Origin of the sequence: Cytobacillus firmus DS1, assembly GCF_000565285.1 — a bacterium.
GTDB classification, from domain to species: domain Bacteria; phylum Bacillota; class Bacilli; order Bacillales; family Cytobacillaceae; genus Cytobacillus; species Cytobacillus firmus_A.
This window is the reverse complement of record NZ_APVL01000011.1, coordinates 81330-107577: the sequence shown is the minus strand read 5'-3', so window position 1 is coordinate 107577 and position 26248 is coordinate 81330. Positions and strand designations below refer to the sequence as shown.

Below are 26248 nucleotides of genomic sequence, written 5' to 3'. Positions count from 1 at the left end.
CAACAACTGATAATGTGTAAAAAAGTCTCGGATGGGTAAATATCCGTATATATTCAGGCTGAATAATTTGCTTAAGGCCATGAACTTCACTACTATTAAAATAATAGGCAAATTTTTCATCCCATTAAAGTTGAGAAAGATGTGAATGGGGGATACTGCCAATAAAAGAAATACATAAGGAAGATTTGTCACAGGAGGTTGCGATTATGCACAGGGAATTTGCGGATGACAGTATAGCTTTGCATACTGATTTGTACCAGATCAATATGGCGCAGACTTATTGGGAAGACAATATACATAATCGAAAAGCGGTCTTTGAAGTATATTTTAGGAAGCTCCCTTTTGGGAATGGATATGGTGTTTTTGCAGGCCTCGAAAGGGTCATTGAGTATATTGAAAATTTCAGATTCACCGAGAGTGACCTGCAGTACTTAAAAAACGAATTGAATTATGCTGATGATTTCCTCGATTATCTGAAAAACATGACTTTTTCAGGAACCATTAAATCAATGGAAGAAGGAGAGCTGGTGTTTGGCAATGAGCCGATTATGCGTGTAGAAGCTCCGCTGGCAGAAGCCCAGATCGTGGAAACAGCAATATTAAATATTATAAATTACCAAACCTTGATTGCGACAAAAGCTACACGTATCAAAGAAGTCATTGGGGATGGGACAGCTATGGAATTTGGTTCCAGAAGGGCACAGGAAATGGACGCTGCCATCTGGGGAACGAGAGCAGCATATATAGGAGGGTTCGATGCCACTTCTAACGTAAGAGCCGGCAAGAAATTTGGCATTCCAGCTGCAGGAACCCATGCGCATTCTTTTGTACAGGCATATCAGGACGAGTATACCGCATTTAAGAAATATGCCCAGACCCATAAAGACTGTGTTTTTCTCGTCGATACGTATGACACGCTTAAGTCCGGAGTCCCGAATGCCATTAAAGTAGCCCGGGAAATGGAAGGTCAAATCAACTTTAAAGGCATAAGACTGGATAGCGGGGACCTGGCGTATCTGTCCAAAAAAGCGAGAAAAATGCTTGATGATGCCGGTTTCCATGATACTAAGATTATTGCATCAAATGATCTGGATGAATACACCATCATTAACCTCAAAGCACAAGGAGCAAAAATTGATATTTGGGGCATTGGCACAAAATTGATCACGGCTTATGAGCAGCCTGCATTAGGAGCTGTTTATAAACTCGTTTCAATTGAAAATGAAGAGGGCAAGATGGCTGACACAATAAAAATCAGCGGCAATCCGGAAAAAGTGACAACCCCCGGCCTGAAGAGAGTATACCGGATTATAAACAAAGACAACCATAAATCAGAGGGAGACTATATTGCACTGGATCATGAGAATCCTCAAGCAGAACCAAAGCTCAAGATGTTCCATCCAGTTCACACGTTTGTAAGCAAATTCGTTACCAATTTCGAAGCGAGAGAACTGCATAAAGTGATTTTTAAGGAAGGGGAGCTTACCTATAAAGTTCCGTCCTTAAAAGAGATGCAGAGCTTTGCAAAGGAAAATCTCAATGTATTATGGGATGAATACCGCCGTTCTCTTAATCCGGAGGAATACCCGGTAGACTTGAGCCAGGAGTGCTGGGATAATAAAATGAAAATGATCAGTCAGGTAAAACAAAATATTAAGAGCTGAAGCTAAAAAAGAGGGAGGAACCTGTAATGAATAGACAAAAAGAAATTATGGAAAGCTTAAATGTTAATCCAGCTATCGACCCAAAAGAAGAGATAAAAAAAAGAATCCAGTTCTTAAAGGATTATCTTGTTAAATCGAATGCCAAAGGGTATGTACTTGGCATAAGCGGCGGCCAGGATTCCACTCTTGCCGGAAGACTTGCGCAGCTCGCCGTTGAAGAATTGCGAAATGAAGGCAAAGAGGCAACTTTCATGGCAGTCCGCCTGCCATATGGTGTACAGCAGGATGAAGACGATGCACAGCTGGCGCTTTCTTTTATCCAGGCTGACCGTGAAGTTGTATTTAACATTAAAAATGCTGTTGATGAAGTAAAAACCGAATATGATCGCATATTGCCGGAGGAACCATTAAAGGATTTTCATAAAGGCAATGTGAAAGCCCGCATGAGAATGATTGCCCAATATGCAATTGGCGGCCAATACGGTTTGCTGGTTATTGGAACGGATCATGCAGCAGAAGCAGTGACAGGATTTTTCACAAAATATGGCGATGGCGGTGCAGATGTCCTGCCATTATCCGGACTGACTAAAAGACAGGGAAAGGTACTCCTTAAAGAGCTTGGGGCAGAAGAAAGACTTTACTTAAAAGTACCGACTGCCGATCTTCTGGACCAGAAACCCGGACAGGCTGATGAAACGGAGCTAGGTATTTCATACGATGAATTGGATGACTACCTTGAAGGAAAATCAGTAAGTCCGGAAGCCGCAGATAAGATCGAAAAACGTTACCTCGTTTCCGAACATAAGCGTCAGATACCTGCATCCATGCACGATAACTGGTGGAAATAAGCTTCACGCAAAAAGGAAAATCCCTGAGGATTTTCCTTTTACTTTTGAGCTAATTTGTTTGATACTTCCTGATAGAGTGAAACATCAATCTGTGGTGGTGTACTCTATCCCCAATGATTGTTAGTCCCGTTCTAGTGTCGTTAAGATCTCCGCTAGCGATTCGATCAATCGACACTACGAACCCGATTGGTTCAACTAAGCCTCTGCCTGCGCATCGGCAAGTTTCACTTTATCTCACCAATCGGGCCTTACGGGCAGTTTGACCCCCGCTTATCCTCCATGGATTCCTCTGAGTCTTCAAGCGGGGTCTTACTGCCCGTTAGACTGCGATAAAACCTCTCCGGTTCATCCACATTCAGAACGATGCGGCTTGCTTTTCTTTTTATGCCGTACATCAACTCATAATCTACCGGCTTCTTCAGCACAATTTCGAACATTGGCTTTTCCTGGATAAGATCAGGAACTCTTGCATCAAATATATCATTCATTTCTTGTCTGCTAAACTTTTCAGGACCATCATAATAGTTGATTTCTTTAACATCTTCCAAAGATAGGTACATGCTTTTTGAGAAGCCTGACTGGAGAAGCAAATGAGAATCAGTAACGACAAAAGGGGTTAAGCGGGTGGCGTTTATCTCTGCCAGAAAGTACAAAATGCCATAAATATTTGCTATTAAGATGATATATGCCACAATAGCATTCCATGAATGAAGCCAATAATGAAGTCCGATCGATTCAATGGCTATTGCATGAATCAGCATAATGTAGACAGCATTTACACTTGTTTTTTGATGGTAGGTGAAATAATCTCCATGCTTTATGGAAAGCTTCTTTTTCCATGAAAACAGGGCGTAATTAAACATAGCGAATTCAGTCACGAATACAGTTCCTAATCTATTATTCGGCAAATGTGTGTCAGCCGCCCTTTTAACATTAAAGAGAAAAAGCGAATTAATACCGTTTAGCCTGCGGTATTCTTTTATAAGCACAGGCAGTTTAGTAAGAATCTTATAGGCAATAAACAGCTCCAGCCCTATAAAAAGCATTTCGGAAAAAACAATTACATAAGGCAAAAAGGAAAACTGCGAGAAATGACTGGCAGGGATAATAAAATAAGCAGCGGCGTATCCTGCTAAAATAACTGCCCCTAAATACTTCAGCGAATACCTTTTGCGCAGGATAAGGAAATACGCCAATAGCGGTACAACAACCAGCAGGTCAAGCAGAGAGCCAACCGCCGCTCCGTCCGGTACCGGACCAAAAAGCGTGGACCTGTATAGAATGTAGTTGGAAAACAGAATCATAGTTAAAAGTAAACCAAATACTAGCCATTTAGGCCTTTTCAAGACATTTGTCATAATTATCCACCTCAATTTAATTATAGCTTAAATGAGGGGTAAATAATATTGAAATTTTGGTGAATTCGTACATCACCCGCACTGCAAAAACGACTAATTCAAGATACAACAAAGCCCCAATCGCAAATGGGGCAAACCGCGCATAACGCCGCATCTAACAACCTAAATCAAAGCCACTAATTATAACCCAGTCAAAAGCCGATAAGCCCATTCTGTTTTTTCCTCACTCGGAGGTTCAATATCCTTCAGCGGATATTCCAATCCAAGCACTTCCCATTTATATACACCAAGCTTGTGATAGGGGAGAACCTCAATTTTTTTCACATTATTCAATTCTTTAATAAAATTGCCCAATCGTTCCAGATCACGTTCATCATCAGATTTTGTTGGTACAAGCACATGGCGGATCCATACAGGCTTCTGATGATCAGACAGGTACCGGGCAAATTGAAGGATATGTTCATTTGTAAGTCCTGTGAGTTTTTTATGTTTCTCCCTATCAATATGCTTCAAATCCAGCAGCACCAGGTCTGTATAGTTCATAAGCTCTTTCAGCTGTGCCTGAAAAAGCGGGGAGCTGGAATAGCAGCCACCTGATGAATCTATGGCAGTGTGAATGCCAAGTTTCTTGCATTCTTTAAAAAGCTCTATAAGAAAAGGTATCTGCAGCAAAGGTTCACCGCCGCTGACTGTGATACCGCCTCCGGAAGCCTCGAAGAAAGGGAGATAGGACTGCAGGTCATTCATGATTTCTGAAACGGACATTTGGTTCCCTGTTCCAATTTCCCAAGTATCCGCATTATGGCAAAATTGACAGCGAAGGAGGCACCCCTGTGTAAAAATAACATACCGGATGCCAGGTCCGTCTACTGTACCGAATGTCTCAATTGAATGAATGTTGCCGTGCATATTCATCTTCCTTTCCGAAAGCACCAGGGCAGCCGCAGCTGCACCTTGCTCATGCTTTTTTGAAGAGGGGGCCGATTAAAAAGGCCCGCCATCCGATTGGTTACATGGATTCATGGAACGTTCGATTGATAACGTCAAGCTGCTGCTCTTTAGTCAGCTTAATGAAGTTTACTGCATAGCCTGAAACTCTGATGGTCAGCTGGGGATATTCTTCCGGATGTTCCATGGCATCCAGAAGCGTTTCTTTATTGAATACATTTACATTTAAATGGTGCCCGGATTTTATGGCATATCCATCGAGTATGGATACCAGATTGCGTACACGGCTTTCATCATCCTTTCCGAGTGCTTTAGGAACAATGGAGAAGGTGTTGCTGATGCCATCGAGCGCCTGTTTGTATGGCAATTTTGCAACAGAGGACAGGGAAGCAAGCGTGCCTTTCGCATCTCTTCCGTGCATTGGATTTGCACCTGGGGCAAAGGGCTCTCCGGCACACCGTCCATCAGGTGTATTGCCTGTTTTCTTGCCATATACCACATTCGATGTAATGGTTAATATAGACATGGTATGCATAGAGTTTCTGTAAGTCTGATGCTTGCGGAGCTTTTTCATAAACCGTTCAACCAGGTCTATAGCGATGCTGTCGGCGCGATCATCATTATTGCCGTATTTCGGAAAATCTCCTTCTGTAATAAAATCAACCGCGATCCCATTCTCATCACGGACTGCCTTTACGGTCGCGTATTTAATGGCACTAAGCGAGTCGGCCGCTACGCTTAGACCCGCAATGCCAGTGGCCATCGTTCTGAGAATTTCCGAGTCATGCAGAGCCATTTCGATTCGTTCGTAGCAATATTTATCGTGCATGTAATGAATGATATTCAATGTATTAATATAGAGCTCTGCCAGCCACTCCATCATTAAATCGAATTTCTCCATTACTTCTTCATATTGAAGGATCTCTGAAGTAATCGGGGCATAGGCCGGGCCGACCTGAACGCTGATTTTTTCATCCTTGCCGCCATTTATGCTATATAAGAGGGCCTTTGCCAGGTTGGCTCTTGCTCCGAAAAATTGCATTTGTTTTCCGATTTCCATTGCAGAAACACAGCAGGCAATTCCATAATCATCGCCATACTCAGGATGCATGATATCGTCGTTTTCGTATTGAATTGAACTTGTTTCGATTGACATCCTGGCACAATATTTTTTGAAATTCTCGGGAAGCCTGGCGGACCATAATACCGTTAAGTTCGGTTCAGGAGCGGGCCCGAGATTTCTAAGGGTATGAAGGAAGCGGAAAGAATTCTTTGTAACAAGAGGACGGCCATCAAGCGCCATCCCGCCAATGGACTCTGTCACCCATGTAGGGTCGCCGCTGAATAATTCATTATAGTCAGGCGTTCTTGCGAATTTTACGAGACGCAGCTTCATTACAAAATGATCAACCAGCTCCTGTGCTTCCTTCTCGTTAAGTATCCCGTTACTTATGTCTCTTTCTATGAAAATATCAAGAAAAGTGGAAACACGGCCAAGACTCATAGCGGCACCATTTTGTTCCTTGATGGCAGCAAGATAGGCGAAGTACAGCCATTGGAAAGCTTCATGAGCATTTCCTGCAGGCTTTGAAATATCAAAACCGTAGCTGTTTGCCAGCTGCTTCAGTTCCTTAAGAGCCCTGATTTGTTCTGAAATTTCCTCCCTTAATCGAATATTTTCTTCGGTCATTACACTTGAGGTCAATTTCAAATCCGCTTTTTTGGCTTCAATCAAGCGGTCAGCTCCATAAAGGGCAACCCTGCGGTAATCACCGATAATCCTGCCCCGGCCATATGCATCGGGCAGGCCGGTAATTATGCCGGCCTTGCGGGCAAGTTTCATTTCATCGGTGTAGGCATCAAACACGCCCTGGTTATGTGTTTTACGATAGTCTGTAAAAATCTTTTCCATGCCTTTGCTGGCTTCATAGCCATATGCTTCACAGGCAGCCACAGCCATGCGGACTCCGCCAAACGGCTGAAGAGAGCGCTTAAATGGCTGGTCAGTCTGGACACCTACAATTTTTTCTTTATCCTGATCGAGATAACCAGGTCCATGTGAGGTAATAGTGGAGACGATTTCAGTGTCCATATCGAGCACGCCGCCTTGTTCCCGCTCCTTTTTGGTGAGAGCCATTACTTTTTCCCATAATAATGATGTAGCTTCTGTCGGGCCTTCCAAAAATGATTCATCCCCGGAAAAAGGTGCAAAATTCTTTAATATAAAATCTCTAACATCAATTTCACGTGTCCAAATGCCTTCTTTAAAGCCGTTCCATCTTTCCATGCCTGTTCACCTCAAAGAGATTATTTGTATAACAGTTATTACAACTTTACTATACACTCAATATAACAGATTTAATGTGAAATAAATCACAAAGATTTTGAACGTATTGTGAAATATAGATATTATGCACCTTTAAGAAAAAAGCGTATTACAAAACCACCCAGAATTTATAAACTGTTATACACAGATGAAATATCAGCTTTAAAAAAGATAGCAATAATTAAGAAATTCTTACATTCGGCGCCAACAATTACCTGTTTAATAGAATAGTATAATTTGATTAAATATAAATATGAAAACACTAACAAAACTTTCATTCATTTTAATGTTGTCTGCCGCACTTGTCTTTGGATTCAATTTTGATGCAAAAGCGTCAACAGTACATACCGTTCAGCCAGGGGATACTATGTGGAAGATCGCCATGAAGTATCAGGTGGGAGTATCTGAAATCATTAATTCCAATCAGCAGATCTCTAATCCGAACTTCATTTATCCCGGGCAAAAGGTGAATATCCCTACACTTTCAAAAGCCACAACAGGCGTTGAAGAGCAGGTAGTTCAGCTTGTTAACCAGGAAAGAGCAAAATACGGTTTAAAGCCGCTAAAATCGAATTGGGAGCTTGCGAGAGTTGCAAGGTACAAATCTCAGGATATGATCAATAAGAAGTATTTCGATCATAACTCTCCTACATACGGAAGCCCGTTTGATATGATGAAGAGCTTCGGAATTACCTACAGAACAGCTGGGGAAAACATTGCTGCCGGGCAAAGAACTCCTCAGGAAGTGGTAACAGCGTGGATGAACAGTGAGGGTCACCGCAAAAATATCCTATCTGCGAACTTCACAGAAATCGGAGTAGGCTACGCTCAGGGCGGAACTTACGGCCACTATTGGACACAAATGTTTATTGGGAGGTAAGAAGAAAAGCGGAAGCGCATTGCCCACCCCCGACACCTCGAGGGGGCAGGCTGCTTGCGCTAGACAGTTAAGAAAAGCACCGGAAGAATCCGGTGCTTTTGCTTTGCCCATTAATCTACTACAATATAAGCAATCATCGGTCCGCTATTATCCTTGTCAGGGTGAGTAAGACACACCAGGCGGTAAACGCCTTCTTTATTAAATTGAAGAGGGACCACAGTTTCTTCAGCTTTCTTTACGACACCCTTAATATCGGTTCCTTCGATAATATACGGATGTTCCATTCCGTTGACTCCCCAAATCTTGAGGTTAACCTTTTCATCTTTTTCCAGAAAAATGGTTCCCGGGTCCCAGCGATAAGCTTCGATTTCCTTGCCATCAGGCAGCTTTGCTTTAAATTCTCCTGTAACCATATGGATTTCCCGGACTTTTTCACCTTCGTTCTGGTTGAATACCGTCAAAGTATCAGACTTTGAAAAAAACCATACAGATGCAGAAACAATGACTGAAAATATGATGACAAATGCAATGATGCTGCGTTTCTTTAATACAAGAAAAGGCATGGTCATACTCCTTCCAAAATTAGTTTTCCATATATAGATATGCTGGAAGGGCATCATAACTTGTCTACTATTTGCTGGATTTTTCCGATTTTTCTTTACAGCTGCTGAAAAATTATTTCATAATAGATTAAAAAAGGATGTGGCAGCATGTACAAAGTACTTGTGGCCAATCGTGATGAGTACGATACAAAAGGTATAGAGTGGCTGTTGAAATCTTCAATGAACGCATGGGAAGTGGAATCTGCCGAAGATGAAGCTGGGCTTATTAAAAAGCTGGAGACTTTTCAGCCCGATCTGCTGATTTTTGAACTTGATCTGATAAAGGAAGATAGATACAGTTCTTTCTTGAAAACCATTCAAATTATAGGGCCGGATCTTATTGCACTTACAATGGAAGCGACCTTTTCACAGGCAAAAAGAGCCATTGACATGGGGGTAGCGGATTTAATACTAAAGCCCATTTCAGCGGATATTTTATTGAAATCTGCAAGAAACATTCATAGGCGCCAAAAGCTGAAAACTCCAGCGGCTGTAAAATCCTCCGGCATGATTACTGATAAAGCCTTCAACTATCAGGATATTTTTTTAGAAGCATCAGAACCGGAAGAGCCTTTTCTTTCCATTGGCATAAAAACCGAGAATGTTCTCGAGCTTCCAATGTTATATGAATTTCTGGAAAGCTATGCGTTCCAGAAAAAAGCCGATTATTTTATTTTAAGTGACATGGTATTGATTATTTCTGAAAACTCGGGCGTATCGTGGAAAGAGGAGAGCGTCAGATTTATGAGGAATTGGCAGGAAACCTCAAGCGAACCAATTGCCATCAGCATTTATACTGCTCAGGAGGGTCCGAATACTCTCAAAAGCCATTATGATGCAAACAGAAAACTGATGGAGTTAACGTTTTTCAGAGGATTTAATCAGGTAATTGAGGAAAATTTATTGCCTGCATGGCTTTCAATTGACCCGTTCTTGACTCCAGAGGAACAAAGCAGCTGGATTGATTTCCTGAATCAGGCTGATTTAGAAGGGATCAAATCATGGTTTTCCAAAGAGTTTCTTATTTTAGAAGATCCATATCCGGAACCGGGGCTGATCAGAATCCGGCTGACCAGTATTCTTGCGCAGATTCGCAGGCATATGAAGACCTTCCGCCTTGCCGACGGAGAAATGGAGAAAGAGTATCTTCGTTTATTCCAGACTATCCTTTACTCGCCCTTGATCTACCGCATCATTAACGAAATGATCAGCTTCATTTCCTATGTTTTTGAGACCATTCGATCTGATAAGAAACTGAAGCTGGATCTTACAGACAGAGTCCAATTCTTTATAGAAACTAATTACTGGGACTCTTCAGTCACCCTTGAGAGGGCAGCTGAATACGCAGATCGAAACCCGAACTATATCAGCTCCATGCTGGCAAAAAAATGCGGCAAGTCATTTCGGGAGCTCCTTAATGAAACCCGGATCAGGCAATCTTCCAAGCTGCTGCTGGAGTCGGAAATGACCATAAAAGAAATCTCATCCGCCTGCGGTTTTCGCAATCAGCAGTATTTCAATAAAGTGTTCAGTAAAATAAAAGGTATGCCCCCTAATCAATTTAGAAAAAGTCTGCACAAAACCTCCTATTAAGTGGAGGTTTTATTTTTTGTGCAATTATTATAAAAACACCAATATTAAAATAAAAAAGAAAAAATACAATAATAAAATCTTATATTTTTATAAAAAAACAAATCAAATTGTTATACTTTTCAGATATTTTTCATTATAAAATTTAAATATGAGATAACATTGGAGGGATAACAATGAATGCGGAAACAAAAAGAGAAATTAAAAATTATCAAGGCAGTGAGCTGCATGCAAAGGGCTGGATTCAGGAAGCAGCACTCCGAATGCTTATGAATAACTTAGACAAAGAGGTTGCAGAGATTCCGGAAGAGCTGGTTGTTTACGGCGGGATTGGAAAGGCTGCCCGGGATTGGGATTGCTATGACGCGATTGTAAAAACCCTGCATGAACTAGAAGACGACGAAACACTTCTTGTTCAATCGGGAAAGCCTGTCGCAGTCTTTAAATCACATAAAGATGCACCAAAGGTATTGATCGCCAACTCGAATCTTGTGCCGGCCTGGGCAAACTGGGATACCTTCCATGAGCTTGATAAGAAAGGCCTGATGATGTATGGCCAAATGACAGCCGGAAGCTGGATTTACATCGGAAGCCAGGGAATTGTACAAGGAACCTACGAAACATTTGCAGAGCTAGGCAGACAGCACTTCTCCGGCTCACTGAAACAGACGATTACGTTAACTGCAGGCCTTGGCGGAATGGGTGGCGCCCAGCCCCTTGCGGTAACCATGAATGGTGGTGTCTGCATTGCCATTGATGTGGATGAACACCGCATTGACCGGAGACTTGAAACGAAATATCTGGATACAAAGGTTTATTCAATTGAAGAAGCAATTAAATTAGCAAAAGAGGCCAAACAGGAAGGCCGTCCGCTTTCTATCGGTCTATTAGGCAATGCAGCTGAAGTTCTGCCAAAAATGCTTGAAATGAACTTCATCCCGGATGTCCTGACTGACCAGACATCTGCACATGATCCTTTAAATGGCTATGTTCCAATCGGCTATTCATTAGAAGAAGCAGCTGTTCTGCGAAAGGAAGATGCTGCTGAATATGTTCAGAAATCAAAAGCAAGTATGGCTGTCCATGTTCAGGCTATGCTGGACATGCAGAAGAAGGGTGCAGTCACATTTGACTACGGAAACAATATCCGTCAGGTGGCAAAAGATGAAGGTGTTGAGAAGGCTTTTGATTTCCCCGGATTCGTGCCTGCCTACATCCGGCCGCTATTCTGTGAAGGAAAGGGACCTTTCCGCTGGGTAGCACTATCTGGAGATCCTGAGGATATCTATAAAACAGATGAAGTGATCCTGCGCGAATTTGCTGATAACGAACACCTTTGCAAATGGATCAAGATGGCACGGGAGAAAATCCAATTCCAGGGATTGCCTTCAAGAATTTGCTGGCTTGGTTATGGGGAACGCGCAAGATTCGGAAAAATCATCAATGATATGGTTGCCCGCGGAGAACTTAAAGCACCGATTGTTATCGGCCGTGACCATCTGGACTCTGGTTCAGTTGCATCTCCAAACCGCGAGACAGAAGCCATGAAGGACGGCAGTGATGCAGTGGCAGACTGGCCAATCCTGAATGCACTGATCAATGCTGTCGGAGGAGCAAGCTGGGTTTCCGTCCACCATGGAGGCGGTGTAGGAATGGGTTACTCCCTTCATGCTGGAATGGTCATCGTTGCGGATGGAACGAAGGAAGCGGAACAGCGCCTTGAACGCGTCCTCACATCAGACCCTGGGATGGGTATCGTACGCCATGTAGATGCAGGCTATGATCTTGCTATCAAAACAGCAAAAGAAAAAGGCGTAAACATTCCAATGATGAAATAAAGGTATTTTATGAACTTTGCAAATAGAAGGGAAATATCTGCAAATAAACCATGCTAATTTGCAAATAAGTCAGTTAATTCTGCAAATAAAACTCTTAAACTTGCAAATAACCATTAATATTTTCAATGAGGAAGCCCTCCAATCCGTAATTATTGCGGATTGGAACTTCCATTTTTTAAGGAGGAGCACAAAATGCACTCAAAACCAATTTTTATCAAACATGCAAATCAAATGATTACTTTAAAGGGCAGCTCCGAACAGCCGCTGACAAAAGAAAAGATGAGCGATCTTCACATCATTGAAGACGGGGCGGTTTGGATTGAAGAAGGCAGGATCAAGTCAGCAGGGACAACAGCGGAACTCGAAGCTGAACACCAAAGCCGGCTTCAGGAAGCTGAAATCATCAATGCCACAGGAAAAGTCCTCCTTCCAGGACTGGTTGATCCGCATACACATCTAATATATGCAGGCAGCAGGGAAGAAGAATTCAATATGCGCCTGAACGGGGCAACATATATGGAAATCATGAATAATGGCGGCGGAATTCATGCTACCACTTCGATGACCAGAAAAGCAACTGAAGAGGAATTGGTAGAAGCGAGCCTTGTCCGTCTTGATCGCTTCCTTAAACACGGAGTAACCACAATAGAGGCAAAAAGCGGATATGGCCTTGATTGGGAAACAGAGCGAAAACAGATGACAGCTGCCCGCAAAGCGGATGAACTGCATCCGGTGGACGTTGTCCGCACCTTTATGGGGGCACACGCAGTACCTGCAGAATACAAAGAGAATCCAGATGCCTTTATTGATTTGGTCATTGAGGAAATGCTTCCGAAAGTTGCGGAAGAGAAGCTTGCAGAATTCAACGATATTTTCTGCGAAAGAGGCGTGTTCACACCTGAACAGTCAAGAAAACTTCTTGAAGCAGGGAAGAAGCATGGTCTTATTCCTAAGATCCATGCCGACGAAATCGAACCTTATGAGGGGGCCGAGCTTGCTGCAGAAGTTGGTGCCATCTCTGCAGATCATTTGCTCAGAGCATCTGATAAAGGCATGGAAAAGATGGCTGAAAAGGGAGTAATCGGAGTGCTTCTTCCAGGCACAGCATTCTTCCTGATGGCTGAAGCAGCCAGGGGACGCCGCATGATTGATAAGGGTGTCCCGGTTGCATTATCAACGGATTGCAACCCAGGTTCTTCGCCAACCTGCTCCATGCCATTTATGATGAATCTTGCATGTATGCATATGGGTTTAACGCCGGCAGAAGCCATTGCTGCCGCTACTATTAATGCAGCACATGCCATCAATCGGGCCGAAGAACTGGGTAGCATAGAACCCGGCAAAAAAGCTGATCTGCTTTTGCTCAATGTACCGAACTACATGCAGATGCAGTATCACTACGGCATGAACCATACGGACACAGTGATTAAAAATGGGGAAATAGTCGTGAAGGGAGGAAGCTTATGCTACCAACAATAAATCCTCCCGGGTTTTTTTGGCCGCAATCCGAACTGGGAACTGACGTAAAAGTGAATGAATGGATACGCCAAATCCAGAGGGAAGAGGATTTAAAGAAAGAAAACTGGGATGTCGTGCTTTTCGGTGTCCCCCTTTCCCGGTCATCGATAAGCGTATCAGGAGCATCAGAATTCCCTGAATCCTTCAGGAGGTCATGGAAAGGATTTTCCTCGTACAACCTGGATTTTGAATGTGATCTTCAAGAACTGAAGGTTGCAGATCTTGGTGACGTGAAAATGCATTTCACGGATATTCCGCAATGCCATTCCAATATAAAGCAAACGATGAAAGACGTACGGACGCAATTTCCAGATTCATTCCCGATTGCGATCGGAGGAGATCACTCTATTACAGCCATGCTGGTCAGCGGCCTGAAAGAGCTGGAACCTGAAAAAGAAATCGGCATTCTCCAGCTGGATACGCACCTTGATCTCAGAAGTCTTGAAGACCATGGACCGACAAACGGGACACCAATCCGCAATCTCATTCAGAACAACAAAATTAAAGGGGAAAATGTCTACAATATAGGGCTCCATGGCTTTTTCAATAGCCAGTCGCTCATCCATTATGCTAAAGAGCACAAGCTCAATTATATTACCCTAAAAGAAGCCAGAAGACGGGGAATTGAGGAAACGGTTAAAGAATCACTCCGGCAGCTGGAATCAAAAGTGGATAAAATTTATGTCACGATTGACATGGATGTGCTGGATATTGGTTTTGCGCCTGGTGTACCCGCATCCACACCAGGCGGCATGAGGACTGAAGAACTATTCACAGCCGTATATAATGCTGGACTTTCCTCCAAGACGGCGGCTATGGATATTGTCTGTCTTGATCCAACAAAAGATCACCAGGCACAGCCAACGGTGAAAGCAGGCACGTACACTTTTCTGACCTTTTTAACAGCTTTAATGAACAGAAGGTAAGGAGCGTAATCTGCTCCTTGCCCCTAAAAAACGAGGGGGAATGAGAATGGAAAAGGAAACGATATTAAGTCAATCTCACCAGCCTGAACGTAATCCAAACGCAACTTTTAAAAATAAAGTTAAGTTTTTTCTTTTCAGCTCCATTGGCCTATTTATGTTTTTTGTTCCCGTCACCATAGATGGAAAATCCTCCATCTTGCTGGACCATGTCGTTACCGCCATTCAGGCTTTTATACCTTCTGCTGTTCCTTACTATGCGTTGTTTGTCATTCTGCTTGGCGCTATTTATCCTTTCTATACAAAAACCTGGAACAAAAACAAAGTAAATATAGTATTCTCCATTTTTAAAGTGATCGGGTTATTTACAGCCTTCATGATTGTCTTTGGTTTCGGCCCAGCCTGGCTATTTGACCCGAGCATGGGACCATTTTTGTTTGACAAACTCGTTGTCTCTGTCGGACTGCTTGTTCCAATCGGATCTGTATTTCTTGCACTGCTGGTCGGGTATGGATTGCTCGAATTTTTCGGTGTCATTATGCAGCCAATCATGAAGCCAATCTGGAAAACACCGGGGAAATCAGCTATTGATGCAGTTGCTTCTTTTGTAGGCAGCTATTCAATCGGACTGCTCATTACAAACAGGGTGTTCAAAGAAGGAAAATACAGTATTAAGGAAGCTGCCATAATTGCTACCGGGTTCTCAACGGTATCTGCAACGTTCATGATTGTTGTGGCCAAAACACTTGGATTGATGGAAATATGGAACACCTATTTTTGGACGACGTTTGCTGTCACTTTCATCGTAACGGCTATTACAGTTAGAATCTGGCCTCTTAAATCAATGAGTGAAGAATATTACAATGGCCAGGAGCCTCCTGTTGAAACCTTCACAGGTGGCCGTCTGCAGGCAGCCTGGAAAGAAGCGATGGATACAGCCGCCCAATCACCTTCATTATGGAAGAACATGAAAGATAATTTAAAAGACGGCTTTGTCATGACCATGTCCATTTTGCCCTCCATTATGTCAGTAGGTTTATTAGGCCTGATTCTTGCCGAATTCACTCCTGTATTTGATTGGCTGGGTTATATCTTTTATCCTTTTACGGCTCTCGTACAGCTTCCTGAGCCATTATTGGCAGCAAAGGCAAGTGCAGTGGGGATTGCGGAAATGTTCCTTCCAGCCTTGCTGGCAGCGGAGGCTGCACTGGTCACTAAATTTGTAATCGGAGTTGTTTCAGTATCAGCAATTATTTTCTTTTCAGCACTTGTCCCCTGTATTTTATCAACTGAGATCCCTATTACCATTCCGCAGCTGCTTGTCATCTGGGCAGAGAGAACCATTCTAACCATACTGATTACTGCTCCTCTTGCCTATTTGTTGCTATAACTGGAAATCCCCGCTCACTTCGGCGGGGATTTTTCGCATAGAAATTTCCTCCACAACCAAACTAACAGAGGAATGAGTCTAAGAATAGCAGGTGATGGATTTTGTACAGGCTGTATACACATAATGACCTTGATGGCGTCGGGTGCGGCATTGTTAGCAGGATCGCTTTTGGCAAAGATGTTGAGATACGCTATAACTCTGTGATGGGACTTGATTATCAGATTGAGAAATTGCTGGAAAATGAAAAAAATATAAAAGATGATTTTTTATTTATCACGGATTTATCAGTTAACGATGAAAATTTGATCAGGCTTGATGATGTGGCAAAAAACGGCGGAAACGTCAGATTAATTGACCATCACAAAACAGCACTTCATTTTAATGATTACAGCTGGGGAAGGGTGAAAGTGCAATATGAAGATGGCAGGCTCACCGCTGCAACCTCTTTGCTGTATGAGTATCTCCTGGAAAATGAACTGATCCAGCCGTCTCAGGCCCTGGATGAATTTGTCGAGCTTGTGCGACAGTATGACACTTGGGAATGGGACCAAAATAATAATATGAAGGCAAAAAATCTGAATGATTTATTTTTCCTGATTTCCATTGAAGAATTCGAAGAAAAAATGACGGAAAGAATCATGAACTCTAATACTTTCGAATTTGATGATTTTGAACAAAAGCTGCTGGAAATGGAAGAGGAAAAGATTGAGCGTTACGTCAGGCGGAAGAAGCGGGAAATTGTACAAACCTTTATCGGGCAATATTGTACAGGTATTGTCCATGCAGAATCTTATCATTCCGAGCTGGGCAATGAACTTGGTAAAGAATATCCGCATCTTGACTATATCGCTATCTTAAACCTCGGGGGCAAAAAAATCAGTTTCAGAACAATCCATGACCATGTTGATGTATCTGCCGTGGCCGGAAAGTTTGGAGGGGGAGGACATGCCAAAGCATCGGGCTGTTCAATGGGAAAAGATGCTTATAAACTATTCGTTCAGGACATATTTCCCCTGGACCCCTTGAGACAAGATGCATTCAAAAACAAATACAATAATAAAAGTGCCAGGCAGGGATCACTATACGAAAATAAGAAAGGAGACAAACTTTTTATTTTTGCAGAAGCTGATGACAAATGGATCCTTGAAATGAATGGAAAGCCAATACAGGAACCTTACCCGGATTTCCAGGCAGCAGAGAATTACATTAAAAGAAAATACCAGGCATGGCTTGTTCATGATGATATTTATGTTGGATTCTTAAAGCGTTTTTATATAAAGGCAAAAAATTAGCAAGCCGCCTTATTCGGCGGTTTTTTTATGAAGTAATCCTCCCTGTTAAATAATGTAAGATTCATATATAATTAAAACATAAATAGAATGGGGGAGGTTCAATGGAACTATTTTTATTAATTTTCGGTGTGATTTTCGCTGCCATAGTCATTAAAGCTCTAGTGGGTGTTTCGAAAAGAGATTCCTTTTTAAAAGATGAGCCATTTCCTGAGCATCTGGGAATTCAGTCAGACGACTATCTGCCGATGATCCAGCAATTAGAAAAATCTTTGCCTGAAGGGTACAGGGAGAATATAAAAAATCGTGTACTGAGAGAGCACCCAAAATGGAAAGACTATGCATATGATTGGACATTTTTTGAGCTGAATAGATACTTTGTGATGAATGCCATCCTGAAAACAGTGCCTATGTTCAGCAGTAAAGCAGATGAAATATGGCATGAAATGCTAATGTTTACTCGTGAATATGATCAGTTTTCAAAGAACTTCTTCGGTGAATATCTGCACCATTCCCCGAATATGGACAGCACCCCCATTCCCGGTGAAAGAGCTTTTTTTGACTGGGTGTACTTAACTCTTTTTAAGGCTGGCCATAATAGCAGCAGAATATGGGGAGGCTTTTTGCAAAATCCTATTAAAAAAGAAATACTTGATGATTTCAGGAGCATGAATGAGACTCAACTGCTAAATAAGTATTTCCGGACGGGAAATGAATGGCTTGATCTGAAAAAGAAGATTATAGAAAAACTGAAGTATGAAATTTCTGAATCAGAATCAATAAAGCTTGAGAAAAAGCCGCTGGAATTTACGAAGCCCGCATCTGTCAGCCAGTATTCCTATCTGCTGTTCCCAGCTGTGTATTTTTCGGTTTATGAACCTGATGGGTTCGAGGACAATATGAACGAACTGCTTCCCGAGGAGCTCGCAAAAGCCAATTCTGCCGGAATGATTTACTGCTCCGGCTTCTCATGCAGCAGCAATGATCATGATTCTGGAGGAGGCCATGATTCAGGCGGCTCCAGCTGTTCGAGCTGTGGGGGCGGATGTTCCAGCTAAAAAGCAGTCCAATTGGATTGCTTTTTTGTTTTTCAAAATTTTAGGTTCTTGTTGTTTTGGAAAAGATAAAAGCAGGTAATTCCCTTTCATTATCAATCTTCTCAAATTGCGGCATAAAATTTTCAATTATGTAACAATTTATCAATATGATAGGGGGATACATGGATTGTTTGGTACAATCAGTATGGATTGATTATCGGTTTGTATTGGATGTGTATTTATGAAGAAATTAGTTGCTTTTATCCTGCTTATATTCAGTTTTCCAACTGGATATACAGCTGCTCAGGAAACAAAAAAGCCTGAAATTATCAGTAAAGCTGCAATTGTAACAGATTCTGAATCAGGAGCTGTTCTTTATGAAAAAAACGCAGATAAAAAGATGTATCCGGCCAGTCTGACTAAAATAGCAACAGCCATTTATGCCATTGAAAAAGGAGACTTAACTGACATAGCAACTATAAGCAAGAAAGCTGCAGAGGCTGAAGGAACACGAGTGTATTTGGAGGAAGGGGAACAAGTGCCCTTAAAAAAACTCGTTCAGGGAATGCTGATTAACTCAGGAAATGATGCCGCCTGGAGCATTGCAGAGCATCTGGACGGCAATATCCAGGCATTCTCAGAGAATCTAAATCGTTATTTGGAAGAAAGTGCAGGATTAAAAAATACCCACTTTGTCAATCCTCATGGTCTGTATGATGAAAACCACTATACGACGGCAGGGGACCTTGCAAAGTTAACTAATTACGCCCTGATAAATAAGACCTTTCGAGAAATCTACGGAACAAAGGAAATGAAGTGGTCAGGAAAGTCATGGGACACCACACTCTTTACTCATCACAGGATGCTTAAAGGTGAGGTTCCATTTGAAGGTGTGACAGGGGGAAAAACCGGTTTCGTAGATGAAGCTAAGCAGACCCTCGCCACTTCTGCCGAAAACGATTCAATAAAGTTAACGGCCATTGTATTAAAAGCTGAATTCAAGCGGGATATTTATAATGATACAAAAAACCTTTTGAACTATGGGTTCAGCAACTTTGAAACCTCGACACTCAGCAGCACTGACGTTTTTCCTTCTGATGGAAAAACCTATACAACTGGCGGTGAAAATGTAGCCATAACATTGCCAAAAGGAATCTACGAAGAAGACATTACATCAAAAGGAAAGCTGCAGATTAAAAATGAAAACGGAAGGATCATTCAATCTGTAAAGCTTCTGGAAGACAAACAGGATGAAGTGGCTTCAAGTCAGCTTAAAACAGAAAAGGAGCCTGGGAAAGAGACAACTGGATACTATGGAAGAGCAGGCTTAATAATATTTTTATTTGGAATCTTTATACTAATATTAAGGAAAAATCTAAAAGCAAAAGCCAGAAGAAGAAGAAGAAGAGGACGGGTATAATGCCCGTCTTTTTTTATGAAAAAAGACTAAAGAAATTCTCTTTAGTCTTTGGACAATCTTTTATTGCATTCTTTGCTCCACCTGACGGCATACCTCATCCGCCGACAGGCCGCTTGCTTCAATGACAGAAGCCTTTGTAGAAACATCCTGCATACCCATTACATTTGAATCAACACCGCTCACTACACAGCAGGAGCAGTTCTCAGCATCATGCGCCGACTTCAAGTCAACCACATCATATCCTTTTTGGCGAAGCGCTTCAGAAACATTTGTTAAGGATTGTTCAACAGCTACTCTTTTCGTCAATGTTAACACCTCCTCCGTTTGTTAGATTGGCTTTTGTTCTCCATTTTTATTCCATGGATAAAAATAGCCTTAACACGAAACAGTAAGAAAGGAGGTGTTTAACTATGAGCAAACGCAAAAAAGACCCTTCAAAAGCTGGATTAAGCTCAGCTAACGTCGAAGGGCAAGGGACAACCAACATGGAAACAGGGAGCAGAACAGCTTCCTCTGCACGCCATAAAAAGAAAAAACAGGATTTTTAACAAACTAAAAGCAGGAGGCTATTCCTCCTGCTTTACTGTTTACTAATACATTTTACTGATGCATTTTACTGATACATTTCAGCTACCTGTTTTTGAATGGCTGAGTCTTCTAAATACTCATCATACGTCATTTGCTTATCGACAATGCCAGCCGGTGTAATTTCAATAATGCGGTTGGCAATGGTTTGAATGAACTGATGGTCATGTGATGCAAAAATTAAAGAGCCTTTGAAATTAATTAGACCATTATTCAATGCCGTAATGGATTCCAAATCAAGGTGGTTGGTCGGCTCATCTAAAAGAAGCACGTTAGCACCGCTAAGCATCATTTTAGATAGCATGCAGCGGACTTTTTCTCCACCGGAAAGAACGCTTGCTTTCTTTAGAACCTCTTCACCAGAGAACAGCATTCTTCCAAGGAAACCTCTCAGGAAGCTTTCACTGTCATCTGCAGGTGAGAATTGGCGCAGCCAGTCTACAAGGTTTAAATCAGAGTTCTCGAAGAACTCAGAGTTATCATTAGGGAAATAGGACTGAGAGGTGGTAACACCCCACTTATACGTTCCTTCATCAGGCTCCATTTCACCAGTCAATATTTTAAACAGGGTCGTTTTCGCCAATTCGTTCGTGCCGACTAACGCAATTTTATCATCTTTGTTCATGATGAAGCTGATATTGTTCAGAACTTTAACACCATCGATTGTTTTGCTGAGGCCGTCTACCCGGAGCAAATCATTTCCGATTTCACGGTCAGGTGAAAATCCGACATACGGATATTTTCTTGAGGATGGTCTAATGTCATCCAATGAAATCTTATCAAGAAGCTTTTTACGCGAAGTTGCCTGCTTGGATTTTGATGCGTTTGCACTAAAGCGGGCAATAAAGCTTTGCAGTTCCTTGATTTTTTCTTCCTTTTTCTTATTGGCATCCTGAGCCATCCTTTGTGCAAGCTGGCTTGATTCATACCAGAAGTCATAGTTCCCAACGTAAATCTGGATCTTTCCAAAGTCAAGATCAGCAATATGAGTACATACTTTGTTTAAGAAATGTCGGTCATGGGATACGACAATAACAGTATTTTCAAAGTTGATCAGAAATTCTTCAAGCCATTGGATTGCTTTGATATCCAGGTGGTTTGTCGGCTCATCCAGCAAAAGGACATCCGGCTTACCGAAAAGGGCTTGCGCAAGCAAAACTTTCACTTTTTCAGAACCGGAAAGATCAGCCATTTTTTTATCATGAAGCTCTTCTTCGATCCCAAGTCCCTTCAGCAAAATAGCTGCTTCAGATTCTGCTTCCCAGCCATTCAATTCTGCAAATTCACCTTCGAGTTCAGCAGCCTTCATGCCATCTTCATCAGTGAAGTCAGCCTTCATATAAATAGCATCTTTTTCCTGCATCACTTCATAAAGACGGGCATGGCCCATAATGACCACTTTTAATACTTCATACTCTTCGTACTCAAAATGGTTCTGCTTCAGGACAGCAAGGCGCTCGCCTGGACCTAAGTGAACACTTCCTGATTGTGCCTCAATCTCACCTGATAAAATTTTAAGAAAAGTTGATTTACCGGCACCATTTGCTCCAATCAAGCCATAGCAATTGCCAGGTGTAAATTTAATATTAACATCTTCGAATAATTTGCGGTCGCCGTATCGAAGACCTACATTACTGACAGTTATCATATTATTTTTATTCCTCCAAATACATAATCCTTAAAATTATACCACTTTCAGCTCGTAATCGCGAATCCTTCTTTATATCAAGCAGCGATTTCAATAAAAGTTTAGAGAATTAACAGGAAGCAGGCGGAAAAAGTCGAATACATAAAGATTATAAAAGAATGAAAGGAAGTGCGATATTAATGGAATCTCTTTTAAAAGAAGATGTAAGGTTAAAACCTTTCCGATTCACCATTGAAAGGGGAAAAATCAAGGAATTTGCTATGGCAATTGGAGACAGTAATCCTATTTATTACGATGCCGGTACTGCAAGAAAAGAGGGGTACAGGGATATCCCCATTCCTCCTACATTTCCAACAGCTATCGAGATGTGGGGAGGCTTGGACTTCGAAACCCTAATCAAGCTATTCGGCCTTGACCCGCTCAAGGTTCTTCACGGCGGTCAGGAATACCGCTATTTTGGGGAAATATGTGCCGGCGATACAGTAACTTGCGACCCTAAATTAATTTCTTCTTTTGAAAAGAGGAATCTGCGGTTTATTACAATAGGTATTCATTACAAAAACAGTGTTGGAAAAGATGTTCTTTATTCAGAATCCACCATTATTGAAAGAGGGGCAAGCAAAAATGAGTGAGCTGAAAATGATCAAAAAACCCGGGATCACACATACACAGCTGGTTAAGTATGCCGGTGCATCAGGTGATTTCAATCCTATTCATACAGTAGTCCCTATTGGAGAAAAAGCCGGATTGGACGGAGTGATCGCCCATGGGATGCTCATAATGGGAATGGCAGGTGAAGCATTGGCTGAGTGGTTTCCAAGAAAGGACCTGAGAAAGTACAAAGTGCGCTTCAGCAAAATGACACGCCCAGGCGAGAAGCTGACAATAGAAGGAAGAACAACAGGAGAAATATGGGAGGATGACGAAAAAAGGCTGACGGGAGAGGTATCAGTTAAAAATGAAGCTGGTGAGCTAAAGCTTTCCGGCCGGTTCGAAGTAAAAATTTAACAAAAAGGGAAGGAATATCATGGAAGGTAATATTGGGGTCCAGCATCAGCCAAAATCAAAGTGGAAGAAATACTCGCTTTGGAGCATTGCTATCATATTAGTGTTATTGGCTGCAGCCTTTTTCATTATGTATGGTTTTTTGTCCCGCTCTCTGCCTAAAACAGATGGGGAAATCAGAATAGGTTCCATCTCTAGGGAAGTTATGGTCAATCGCGATGGCAGCGGAGTCCCGCACATACTTGCTGGCAATGAACGCGACCTTTTTATTGCACAGGGCTATGTGCAGGCTCAGGACCGCCTCTTTCAGATGGATTTAAGCAGGCGTCAGGCATCGGGGAGATTGAGTGAAGTAATCGGAGAGGCTACGGTTGAAAATGATAAATATTTTAGGACACTTGGACTGAGAAGAGCAGCAGAAGAATCCTATGAAGCATATTCCCCGGAAGCAAAACAGATTTTAGACTGGTTTGCTGAAGGTGTTAATCTTTATATTAAAGAGGTTAAAGAAAATGGAAAAATGCCTGTTGAATTTTCCATACTCGGCTATGAACCTGAAGAATGGTCTCCAGTGGATTCGCTCACTATCGGCAAATACATGGCATATGATCTTGGCGGACACTGGGAAAGCCAGGCATTCCGCTATTATCTCCTTCAGCATTTTCCGGAAGATAAAGCGTATGAATTATTCCCCTCATATCCGGAAGAAGCCCCATACATAATAGGAAAACACAACTTAAATATTGAAGAAAGCTTTGCATCAGTAATCACACCTCCAGAATTCAACGGAAGCAATAACTGGGTGGCAGCCGGCAGTAAAACGGCATCCGGAAAGCCTATTTTGGCAGATGACCCTCATTTATCACTCAGCACTCCTTCCATCTGGTATCAAATGCAGCTGGAATCCCCTGAAATGAACGTCAGCGGTGTCATTTTTGCGGGCATACCAGGCATCATACTCGGCCACAATGAAGATATTGCATGGGGAGTAACCAATACAGGTCCAGATGTTCAGGATTTGTATATTGAAAAAAGGAATCCTGCCAATATAAATGAGTTTCTATTCAATGAAAAGTGGGAAAAGGCAGAAGTAATAGAAGAACCAATTAAGGTAAAAGGCAAAGAGCCAATTAGCTATAAAGTAACGATTACACGCCACGGACCTGTGATTTCGGAATTTGCTGGAGACAGTGGCAAGGATACCGTTCTTTCTTTGCAATGGACAGCACTTCAGCCTTCAAAAGAGCTTGAAGCCATTCTAAAAATGAATAAATCATCAGACTGGAATCAGTTTGAAGAAGCATTGGATTTATTTCATACACCTGCCCAAAACTTTGTATTTGCTTCTCCGAATGGAACAATAGCTTATAAAGCAAATGGTAAAATTCCCATCAGAAAGAAAGGAGACGGACTGCTGCCAGTGCCCGGCTGGTCGGATGAATATGGATGGAAAGGCTACATCCCTTATGATCAGCTGCCTAAAACGATCAATCCCGAAGAAGGTTTTATCTCAACGGCAAACAATAAGGTTATGAATGACAGCTACCCTTATCATATCAGTCATGATTGGGCCCAGCCGTATAGGCAAATGCGCATTCAGGATTTTCTGGACAGCAAGGATAATCTTACACCTGAAGATATGATGTCTCTGCAGATGGATCAGAAAAACCTGCAGGCAAAAGAATTCATACCGCTTTTCCTGTCCGGAATGAAAGAACCATCCACCGCTCTTGAAAAGGAAGCTTTATCGATCCTGAGTAAATGGGATTATATTGACAGCAAGGAAGAGGCAGCCCCTCTTATTTTCAATCTTTGGATGAAAAGCATATCCGATGTTCTATTTGAAGATCAGATATCTCCCGAAATGAGGAAGCTCTTTAAAGGGCAAAAGCAGGCAGTGGATGAATTATTGAGAAATACAGCAAATGGCCGGGAAAGCATCTGGATTGAAGAAAAGGGCGGATTGCAGGAAGTCCTTTCCGAATCATTGAGTAGAGCGGTCAAGAAAGCCGAAGATCTTCAAGGAAGCAGCCCGACTAAATGGAAGTGGGGTAACTATCATCAATTAGCTTTTTCCCATCCGCTTTCAAGCGTAAAACCTTTAAACTATTTGTTTAATAGAGAGGGCCGGATTCCTGTTGGCGGCAGCTCAGTCACTGTCCAGGCGGCAGCTAACAAAGAGGATGGCACTGTGAATCATGGAGGCTCATGGAGATTTGTTATTGATACACAAAACATGAATACTGCCTACCATCTGGTGGGACCAGGGCAATCCGGACATCCTTTAAGCCAGTGGTACCATGATCAGATGGAAGACTGGGCAGATGGGAACTATCATAAAACAGTTCTCACTGAAGTAAAAACTAGGCATACACTTTTATTAAAACCTTGAAAAAGTATAAATTGTTTCTTTTTGTTCATAGTTTTTTCATAAATTTCATGTAAAATATTAATCATACAGGCAGGGAAAAAGGAGTTTTTTAGATGGCTAAAAAACAGCTGGTTGATTTAGTAAACCGATTAAAGAAATCCGGTATTAAAGTAAGCTTCTCAAAGCCAAGGTCAAAAACTTTAATACTCATTGACCAAAACAAAAATTTATCTTCTTCTGCGAACTAGGTTAAAAAAATGGCGGATCCTAAAATCCGCCATTTTTTTTGTTATATTTGCTTCATTATCTTTTTGAAAACTTCATTCCTGTCAAAATCTTCTCCCATAGGGAACTTCTTAATAAATTTATTATTCTCGTCAAGCAAATACACAAAGGTGCTGTGAACATAGAAGCCATCACCGGGATCACGGTATTGAAATTGGAAAGTGTTTGCGAGCTCCTGAATTTCTGATTGATCCTTTTTCAATGTATCAGGATCGGCAGTAAGAAAGATCCAATTCTCATCATTTTCGATATCAAAGGTGCTTCTATACTTTTTAAGAACATCTGTGGTGTCCCTATAAGGGTCGATCGTTACTGTAATGAATTGCACTTTGTCCCCAAATACGCCCTCATTAGTAAGGTCACTTTTCAGGAGATTCATCCTTTGGGTAGTCGTCGGACATATATCCGGACAGTGCGTATAAATAAATTCAACAAGCTTCAGTTTTTCATCAGATTCTGCAAAGTCGTATACCTTCTCATTATCGGTTAAAAGTGTAATATGTTCAGGTATCTTCGCTGTCATATCACGTATGATAAAAAAAGAAATGCCGGCAGCTATGCCTAATATTACAATAATAGCGGAAATCATATATACTTTTTTCATTATTTCCCCTCCCAATATAAGGATAAATAATATCCATCAAAAATCCTATGGATAATCTGTGAACTTATTCTTTATAAAGGGAAAGTTTAAAGGTGATTCAGTTAAGAAAAGCGCAAGCG

The 26248-nt window shown here is 41.8% G+C and carries 23 protein-coding genes; 16 read left to right on the top strand and 7 right to left on the bottom strand.

Annotated features, from left to right (window positions below):
* Nucleotides 1–206: 206 nt before the first annotated feature.
* Together PBF_RS15445 and nadE are read left to right on the top strand one after the other, a co-directional pair.
* A complete protein-coding gene (locus PBF_RS15445) occupies nucleotides 207–1664 on the top strand; it encodes a nicotinate phosphoribosyltransferase (RefSeq protein ID WP_035330837.1) in 1458 nt (485 codons plus the stop codon).
* 26 nt (nucleotides 1665–1690) lie between these two features.
* On the top strand, nucleotides 1691–2512 hold the full coding sequence (gene nadE, locus PBF_RS15440; RefSeq protein WP_035330836.1) for an ammonia-dependent NAD(+) synthetase: 822 nt from the start codon (nucleotides 1691–1693) through the stop codon (nucleotides 2510–2512).
* A gap of 248 nt (nucleotides 2513–2760) precedes the next feature.
* Here nadE and PBF_RS15435 read toward each other — a convergent pair whose 3' ends face one another.
* The 3 genes from PBF_RS15435 to pflB all read right to left on the bottom strand — a co-directional run bounded on the left by PBF_RS15435 (nucleotide 2761) and on the right by pflB (nucleotide 7105).
* On the bottom strand, nucleotides 2761–3870 hold the full coding sequence (locus PBF_RS15435) for a hypothetical protein (protein ID WP_064503418.1): 1110 nt from the start codon (nucleotides 3868–3870) through the stop codon (nucleotides 2761–2763).
* A 180-nt stretch (nucleotides 3871–4050) separates the two neighbouring features.
* Nucleotides 4051–4779: a pyruvate formate-lyase-activating protein gene (gene pflA / locus PBF_RS15430; protein ID WP_035330835.1), complete on the bottom strand. Its 729-nt coding sequence runs from the start codon at nucleotides 4777–4779 to the stop codon at nucleotides 4051–4053.
* Nucleotides 4780–4879: 100 nt separating this feature from the next.
* On the bottom strand, nucleotides 4880–7105 hold the full coding sequence (gene pflB, locus PBF_RS15425) for a formate C-acetyltransferase (RefSeq protein ID WP_035330834.1): 2226 nt from the start codon (nucleotides 7103–7105) through the stop codon (nucleotides 4880–4882).
* Nucleotides 7106–7397: 292 nt separating this feature from the next.
* Here pflB and safA point away from each other — a divergent pair, with 292 nt between their 5' ends.
* A complete protein-coding gene (gene safA, locus PBF_RS15420; protein WP_081757289.1) occupies nucleotides 7398–8024 on the top strand; it encodes a SafA/ExsA family spore coat assembly protein in 627 nt (208 codons plus the stop codon).
* A 110-nt stretch (nucleotides 8025–8134) separates the two neighbouring features.
* Here the strand turns inward: safA and PBF_RS15415 are convergent, their stop codons facing one another.
* Nucleotides 8135–8587, bottom strand: coding sequence for a hypothetical protein (locus tag PBF_RS15415; RefSeq protein WP_035330832.1), 453 nt, complete (start codon nucleotides 8585–8587; stop codon nucleotides 8135–8137).
* Nucleotides 8588–8734: 147 nt separating this feature from the next.
* Between PBF_RS15415 and PBF_RS15410 the strand changes: the two genes are divergently transcribed.
* The 8 genes from PBF_RS15410 (at nucleotide 8735) to PBF_RS15375 (ending at nucleotide 19631) form a co-directional block, all read left to right on the top strand.
* A complete protein-coding gene (locus tag PBF_RS15410; protein WP_035330831.1) occupies nucleotides 8735–10219 on the top strand; it encodes an AraC family transcriptional regulator in 1485 nt (494 codons plus the stop codon).
* A gap of 173 nt (nucleotides 10220–10392) precedes the next feature.
* Complete coding sequence (hutU, locus tag PBF_RS15405; protein WP_035330830.1) at nucleotides 10393–12054, top strand: urocanate hydratase; 1662 nt, start codon at nucleotides 10393–10395, stop codon at nucleotides 12052–12054.
* A 192-nt stretch (nucleotides 12055–12246) separates the two neighbouring features.
* On the top strand, nucleotides 12247–13533 hold the full coding sequence (gene hutI, locus PBF_RS15400; protein ID WP_035330829.1) for an imidazolonepropionase: 1287 nt from the start codon (nucleotides 12247–12249) through the stop codon (nucleotides 13531–13533).
* Nucleotides 13518–14498, top strand: coding sequence for an agmatinase family protein (locus PBF_RS15395; protein WP_035330828.1), 981 nt, complete (start codon nucleotides 13518–13520; stop codon nucleotides 14496–14498). Before hutI ends, PBF_RS15395 begins: the two co-directional genes overlap by 16 nt.
* 46 nt (nucleotides 14499–14544) lie before the next feature.
* The gene (locus PBF_RS15390) at nucleotides 14545–15885 is read left to right on the top strand and encodes a YjiH family protein (protein ID WP_035330827.1); all 1341 of its coding nucleotides are present in this window, start codon (nucleotides 14545–14547) and stop codon (nucleotides 15883–15885) included.
* 101 nt (nucleotides 15886–15986) lie between these two features.
* Nucleotides 15987–17177: a DHH family phosphoesterase gene (locus PBF_RS15385; protein ID WP_035330826.1), complete on the top strand. Its 1191-nt coding sequence runs from the start codon at nucleotides 15987–15989 to the stop codon at nucleotides 17175–17177.
* Between the two features lie 101 nt (nucleotides 17178–17278).
* Complete coding sequence (locus tag PBF_RS15380) at nucleotides 17279–18232, top strand: hypothetical protein (protein WP_035330825.1); 954 nt, start codon at nucleotides 17279–17281, stop codon at nucleotides 18230–18232.
* 220 nt (nucleotides 18233–18452) lie between these two features.
* Complete coding sequence (locus PBF_RS15375; protein WP_035330824.1) at nucleotides 18453–19631, top strand: D-alanyl-D-alanine carboxypeptidase family protein; 1179 nt, start codon at nucleotides 18453–18455, stop codon at nucleotides 19629–19631.
* Between the two features lie 60 nt (nucleotides 19632–19691).
* Here PBF_RS15375 and PBF_RS15370 read toward each other — a convergent pair whose 3' ends face one another.
* Nucleotides 19692–19937 (bottom strand): YkuS family protein, encoded by a 246-nt coding sequence (locus tag PBF_RS15370; RefSeq protein ID WP_035330823.1) that lies wholly within the window; start codon nucleotides 19935–19937, stop codon nucleotides 19692–19694.
* A gap of 104 nt (nucleotides 19938–20041) precedes the next feature.
* Between PBF_RS15370 and PBF_RS25495 the strand changes: the two genes are divergently transcribed.
* Complete coding sequence (locus PBF_RS25495; RefSeq protein WP_081757288.1) at nucleotides 20042–20179, top strand: YuzL family protein; 138 nt, start codon at nucleotides 20042–20044, stop codon at nucleotides 20177–20179.
* Between the two features lie 65 nt (nucleotides 20180–20244).
* Here the strand turns inward: PBF_RS25495 and PBF_RS15365 are convergent, their stop codons facing one another.
* Nucleotides 20245–21864 carry an ABC-F family ATP-binding cassette domain-containing protein gene (locus PBF_RS15365; RefSeq protein WP_035330822.1) on the bottom strand — a complete coding sequence of 540 codons (1620 nt, stop codon included), beginning with the start codon at nucleotides 21862–21864 and terminating at the stop codon, nucleotides 20245–20247.
* 179 nt (nucleotides 21865–22043) lie between these two features.
* Here PBF_RS15365 and PBF_RS15360 point away from each other — a divergent pair, with 179 nt between their 5' ends.
* The 4 genes from PBF_RS15360 to PBF_RS27045 all read left to right on the top strand — a co-directional run bounded on the left by PBF_RS15360 (nucleotide 22044) and on the right by PBF_RS27045 (nucleotide 25488).
* Nucleotides 22044–22496: a MaoC family dehydratase N-terminal domain-containing protein gene (locus PBF_RS15360; RefSeq protein ID WP_035330821.1), complete on the top strand. Its 453-nt coding sequence runs from the start codon at nucleotides 22044–22046 to the stop codon at nucleotides 22494–22496.
* Entirely contained in the window at nucleotides 22489–22872 is a 384-nt protein-coding gene (locus tag PBF_RS15355) for a MaoC/PaaZ C-terminal domain-containing protein (RefSeq protein ID WP_035330820.1), read from the top strand. The genes PBF_RS15360 and PBF_RS15355 overlap by 8 nt, the downstream gene beginning before the upstream one ends.
* 19 nt (nucleotides 22873–22891) lie before the next feature.
* On the top strand, nucleotides 22892–25261 hold the full coding sequence (locus tag PBF_RS15350; protein WP_035330819.1) for a penicillin acylase family protein: 2370 nt from the start codon (nucleotides 22892–22894) through the stop codon (nucleotides 25259–25261).
* 92 nt (nucleotides 25262–25353) lie between these two features.
* On the top strand, nucleotides 25354–25488 hold the full coding sequence (locus PBF_RS27045; RefSeq protein ID WP_258750305.1) for a hypothetical protein: 135 nt from the start codon (nucleotides 25354–25356) through the stop codon (nucleotides 25486–25488).
* 41 nt (nucleotides 25489–25529) lie between these two features.
* Here PBF_RS27045 and PBF_RS15345 read toward each other — a convergent pair whose 3' ends face one another.
* Nucleotides 25530–26129, bottom strand: a complete 600-nt coding sequence (locus PBF_RS15345) for an SCO family protein (RefSeq protein ID WP_035330818.1) — start codon at nucleotides 26127–26129, stop codon at nucleotides 25530–25532.
* Nucleotides 26130–26248: the final 119 nt, after the last annotated feature.

Coding starts and splice junctions, on each gene's coding strand:
- PBF_RS27045 (WP_258750305.1), top strand. CDS start 25,354: ATGGCTAAAAAACAGCTGGTTGATTTAGTAAACCGATTAAAGAAATCC.
- pflB (WP_035330834.1), bottom strand. CDS start 7,105: ATGGAAAGATGGAACGGCTTTAAAGAAGGCATTTGGACACGTGAAATT.
- PBF_RS15410 (WP_035330831.1), top strand. CDS start 8,735: ATGTACAAAGTACTTGTGGCCAATCGTGATGAGTACGATACAAAAGGT.
- PBF_RS15415 (WP_035330832.1), bottom strand. CDS start 8,587: ATGCCTTTTCTTGTATTAAAGAAACGCAGCATCATTGCATTTGTCATC.
- PBF_RS15375 (WP_035330824.1), top strand. CDS start 18,453: ATGAAGAAATTAGTTGCTTTTATCCTGCTTATATTCAGTTTTCCAACT.
- hutI (WP_035330829.1), top strand. CDS start 12,247: ATGCACTCAAAACCAATTTTTATCAAACATGCAAATCAAATGATTACT.
- PBF_RS15390 (WP_035330827.1), top strand. CDS start 14,545: ATGGAAAAGGAAACGATATTAAGTCAATCTCACCAGCCTGAACGTAAT.
- PBF_RS15445 (WP_035330837.1), top strand. CDS start 207: ATGCACAGGGAATTTGCGGATGACAGTATAGCTTTGCATACTGATTTG.
- PBF_RS15435 (WP_064503418.1), bottom strand. CDS start 3,870: ATGACAAATGTCTTGAAAAGGCCTAAATGGCTAGTATTTGGTTTACTT.
- PBF_RS15380 (WP_035330825.1), top strand. CDS start 17,279: ATGGAACTATTTTTATTAATTTTCGGTGTGATTTTCGCTGCCATAGTC.
- PBF_RS15365 (WP_035330822.1), bottom strand. CDS start 21,864: ATGATAACTGTCAGTAATGTAGGTCTTCGATACGGCGACCGCAAATTA.
- nadE (WP_035330836.1), top strand. CDS start 1,691: ATGAATAGACAAAAAGAAATTATGGAAAGCTTAAATGTTAATCCAGCT.
- hutU (WP_035330830.1), top strand. CDS start 10,393: ATGAATGCGGAAACAAAAAGAGAAATTAAAAATTATCAAGGCAGTGAG.
- PBF_RS15360 (WP_035330821.1), top strand. CDS start 22,044: ATGGAATCTCTTTTAAAAGAAGATGTAAGGTTAAAACCTTTCCGATTC.
- PBF_RS15345 (WP_035330818.1), bottom strand. CDS start 26,129: ATGAAAAAAGTATATATGATTTCCGCTATTATTGTAATATTAGGCATA.
- pflA (WP_035330835.1), bottom strand. CDS start 4,779: ATGCACGGCAACATTCATTCAATTGAGACATTCGGTACAGTAGACGGA.
- PBF_RS15350 (WP_035330819.1), top strand. CDS start 22,892: ATGGAAGGTAATATTGGGGTCCAGCATCAGCCAAAATCAAAGTGGAAG.
- safA (WP_081757289.1), top strand. CDS start 7,398: ATGAAAACACTAACAAAACTTTCATTCATTTTAATGTTGTCTGCCGCA.
- PBF_RS25495 (WP_081757288.1), top strand. CDS start 20,042: ATGAGCAAACGCAAAAAAGACCCTTCAAAAGCTGGATTAAGCTCAGCT.
- PBF_RS15355 (WP_035330820.1), top strand. CDS start 22,489: ATGAGTGAGCTGAAAATGATCAAAAAACCCGGGATCACACATACACAG.
- PBF_RS15395 (WP_035330828.1), top strand. CDS start 13,518: ATGCTACCAACAATAAATCCTCCCGGGTTTTTTTGGCCGCAATCCGAA.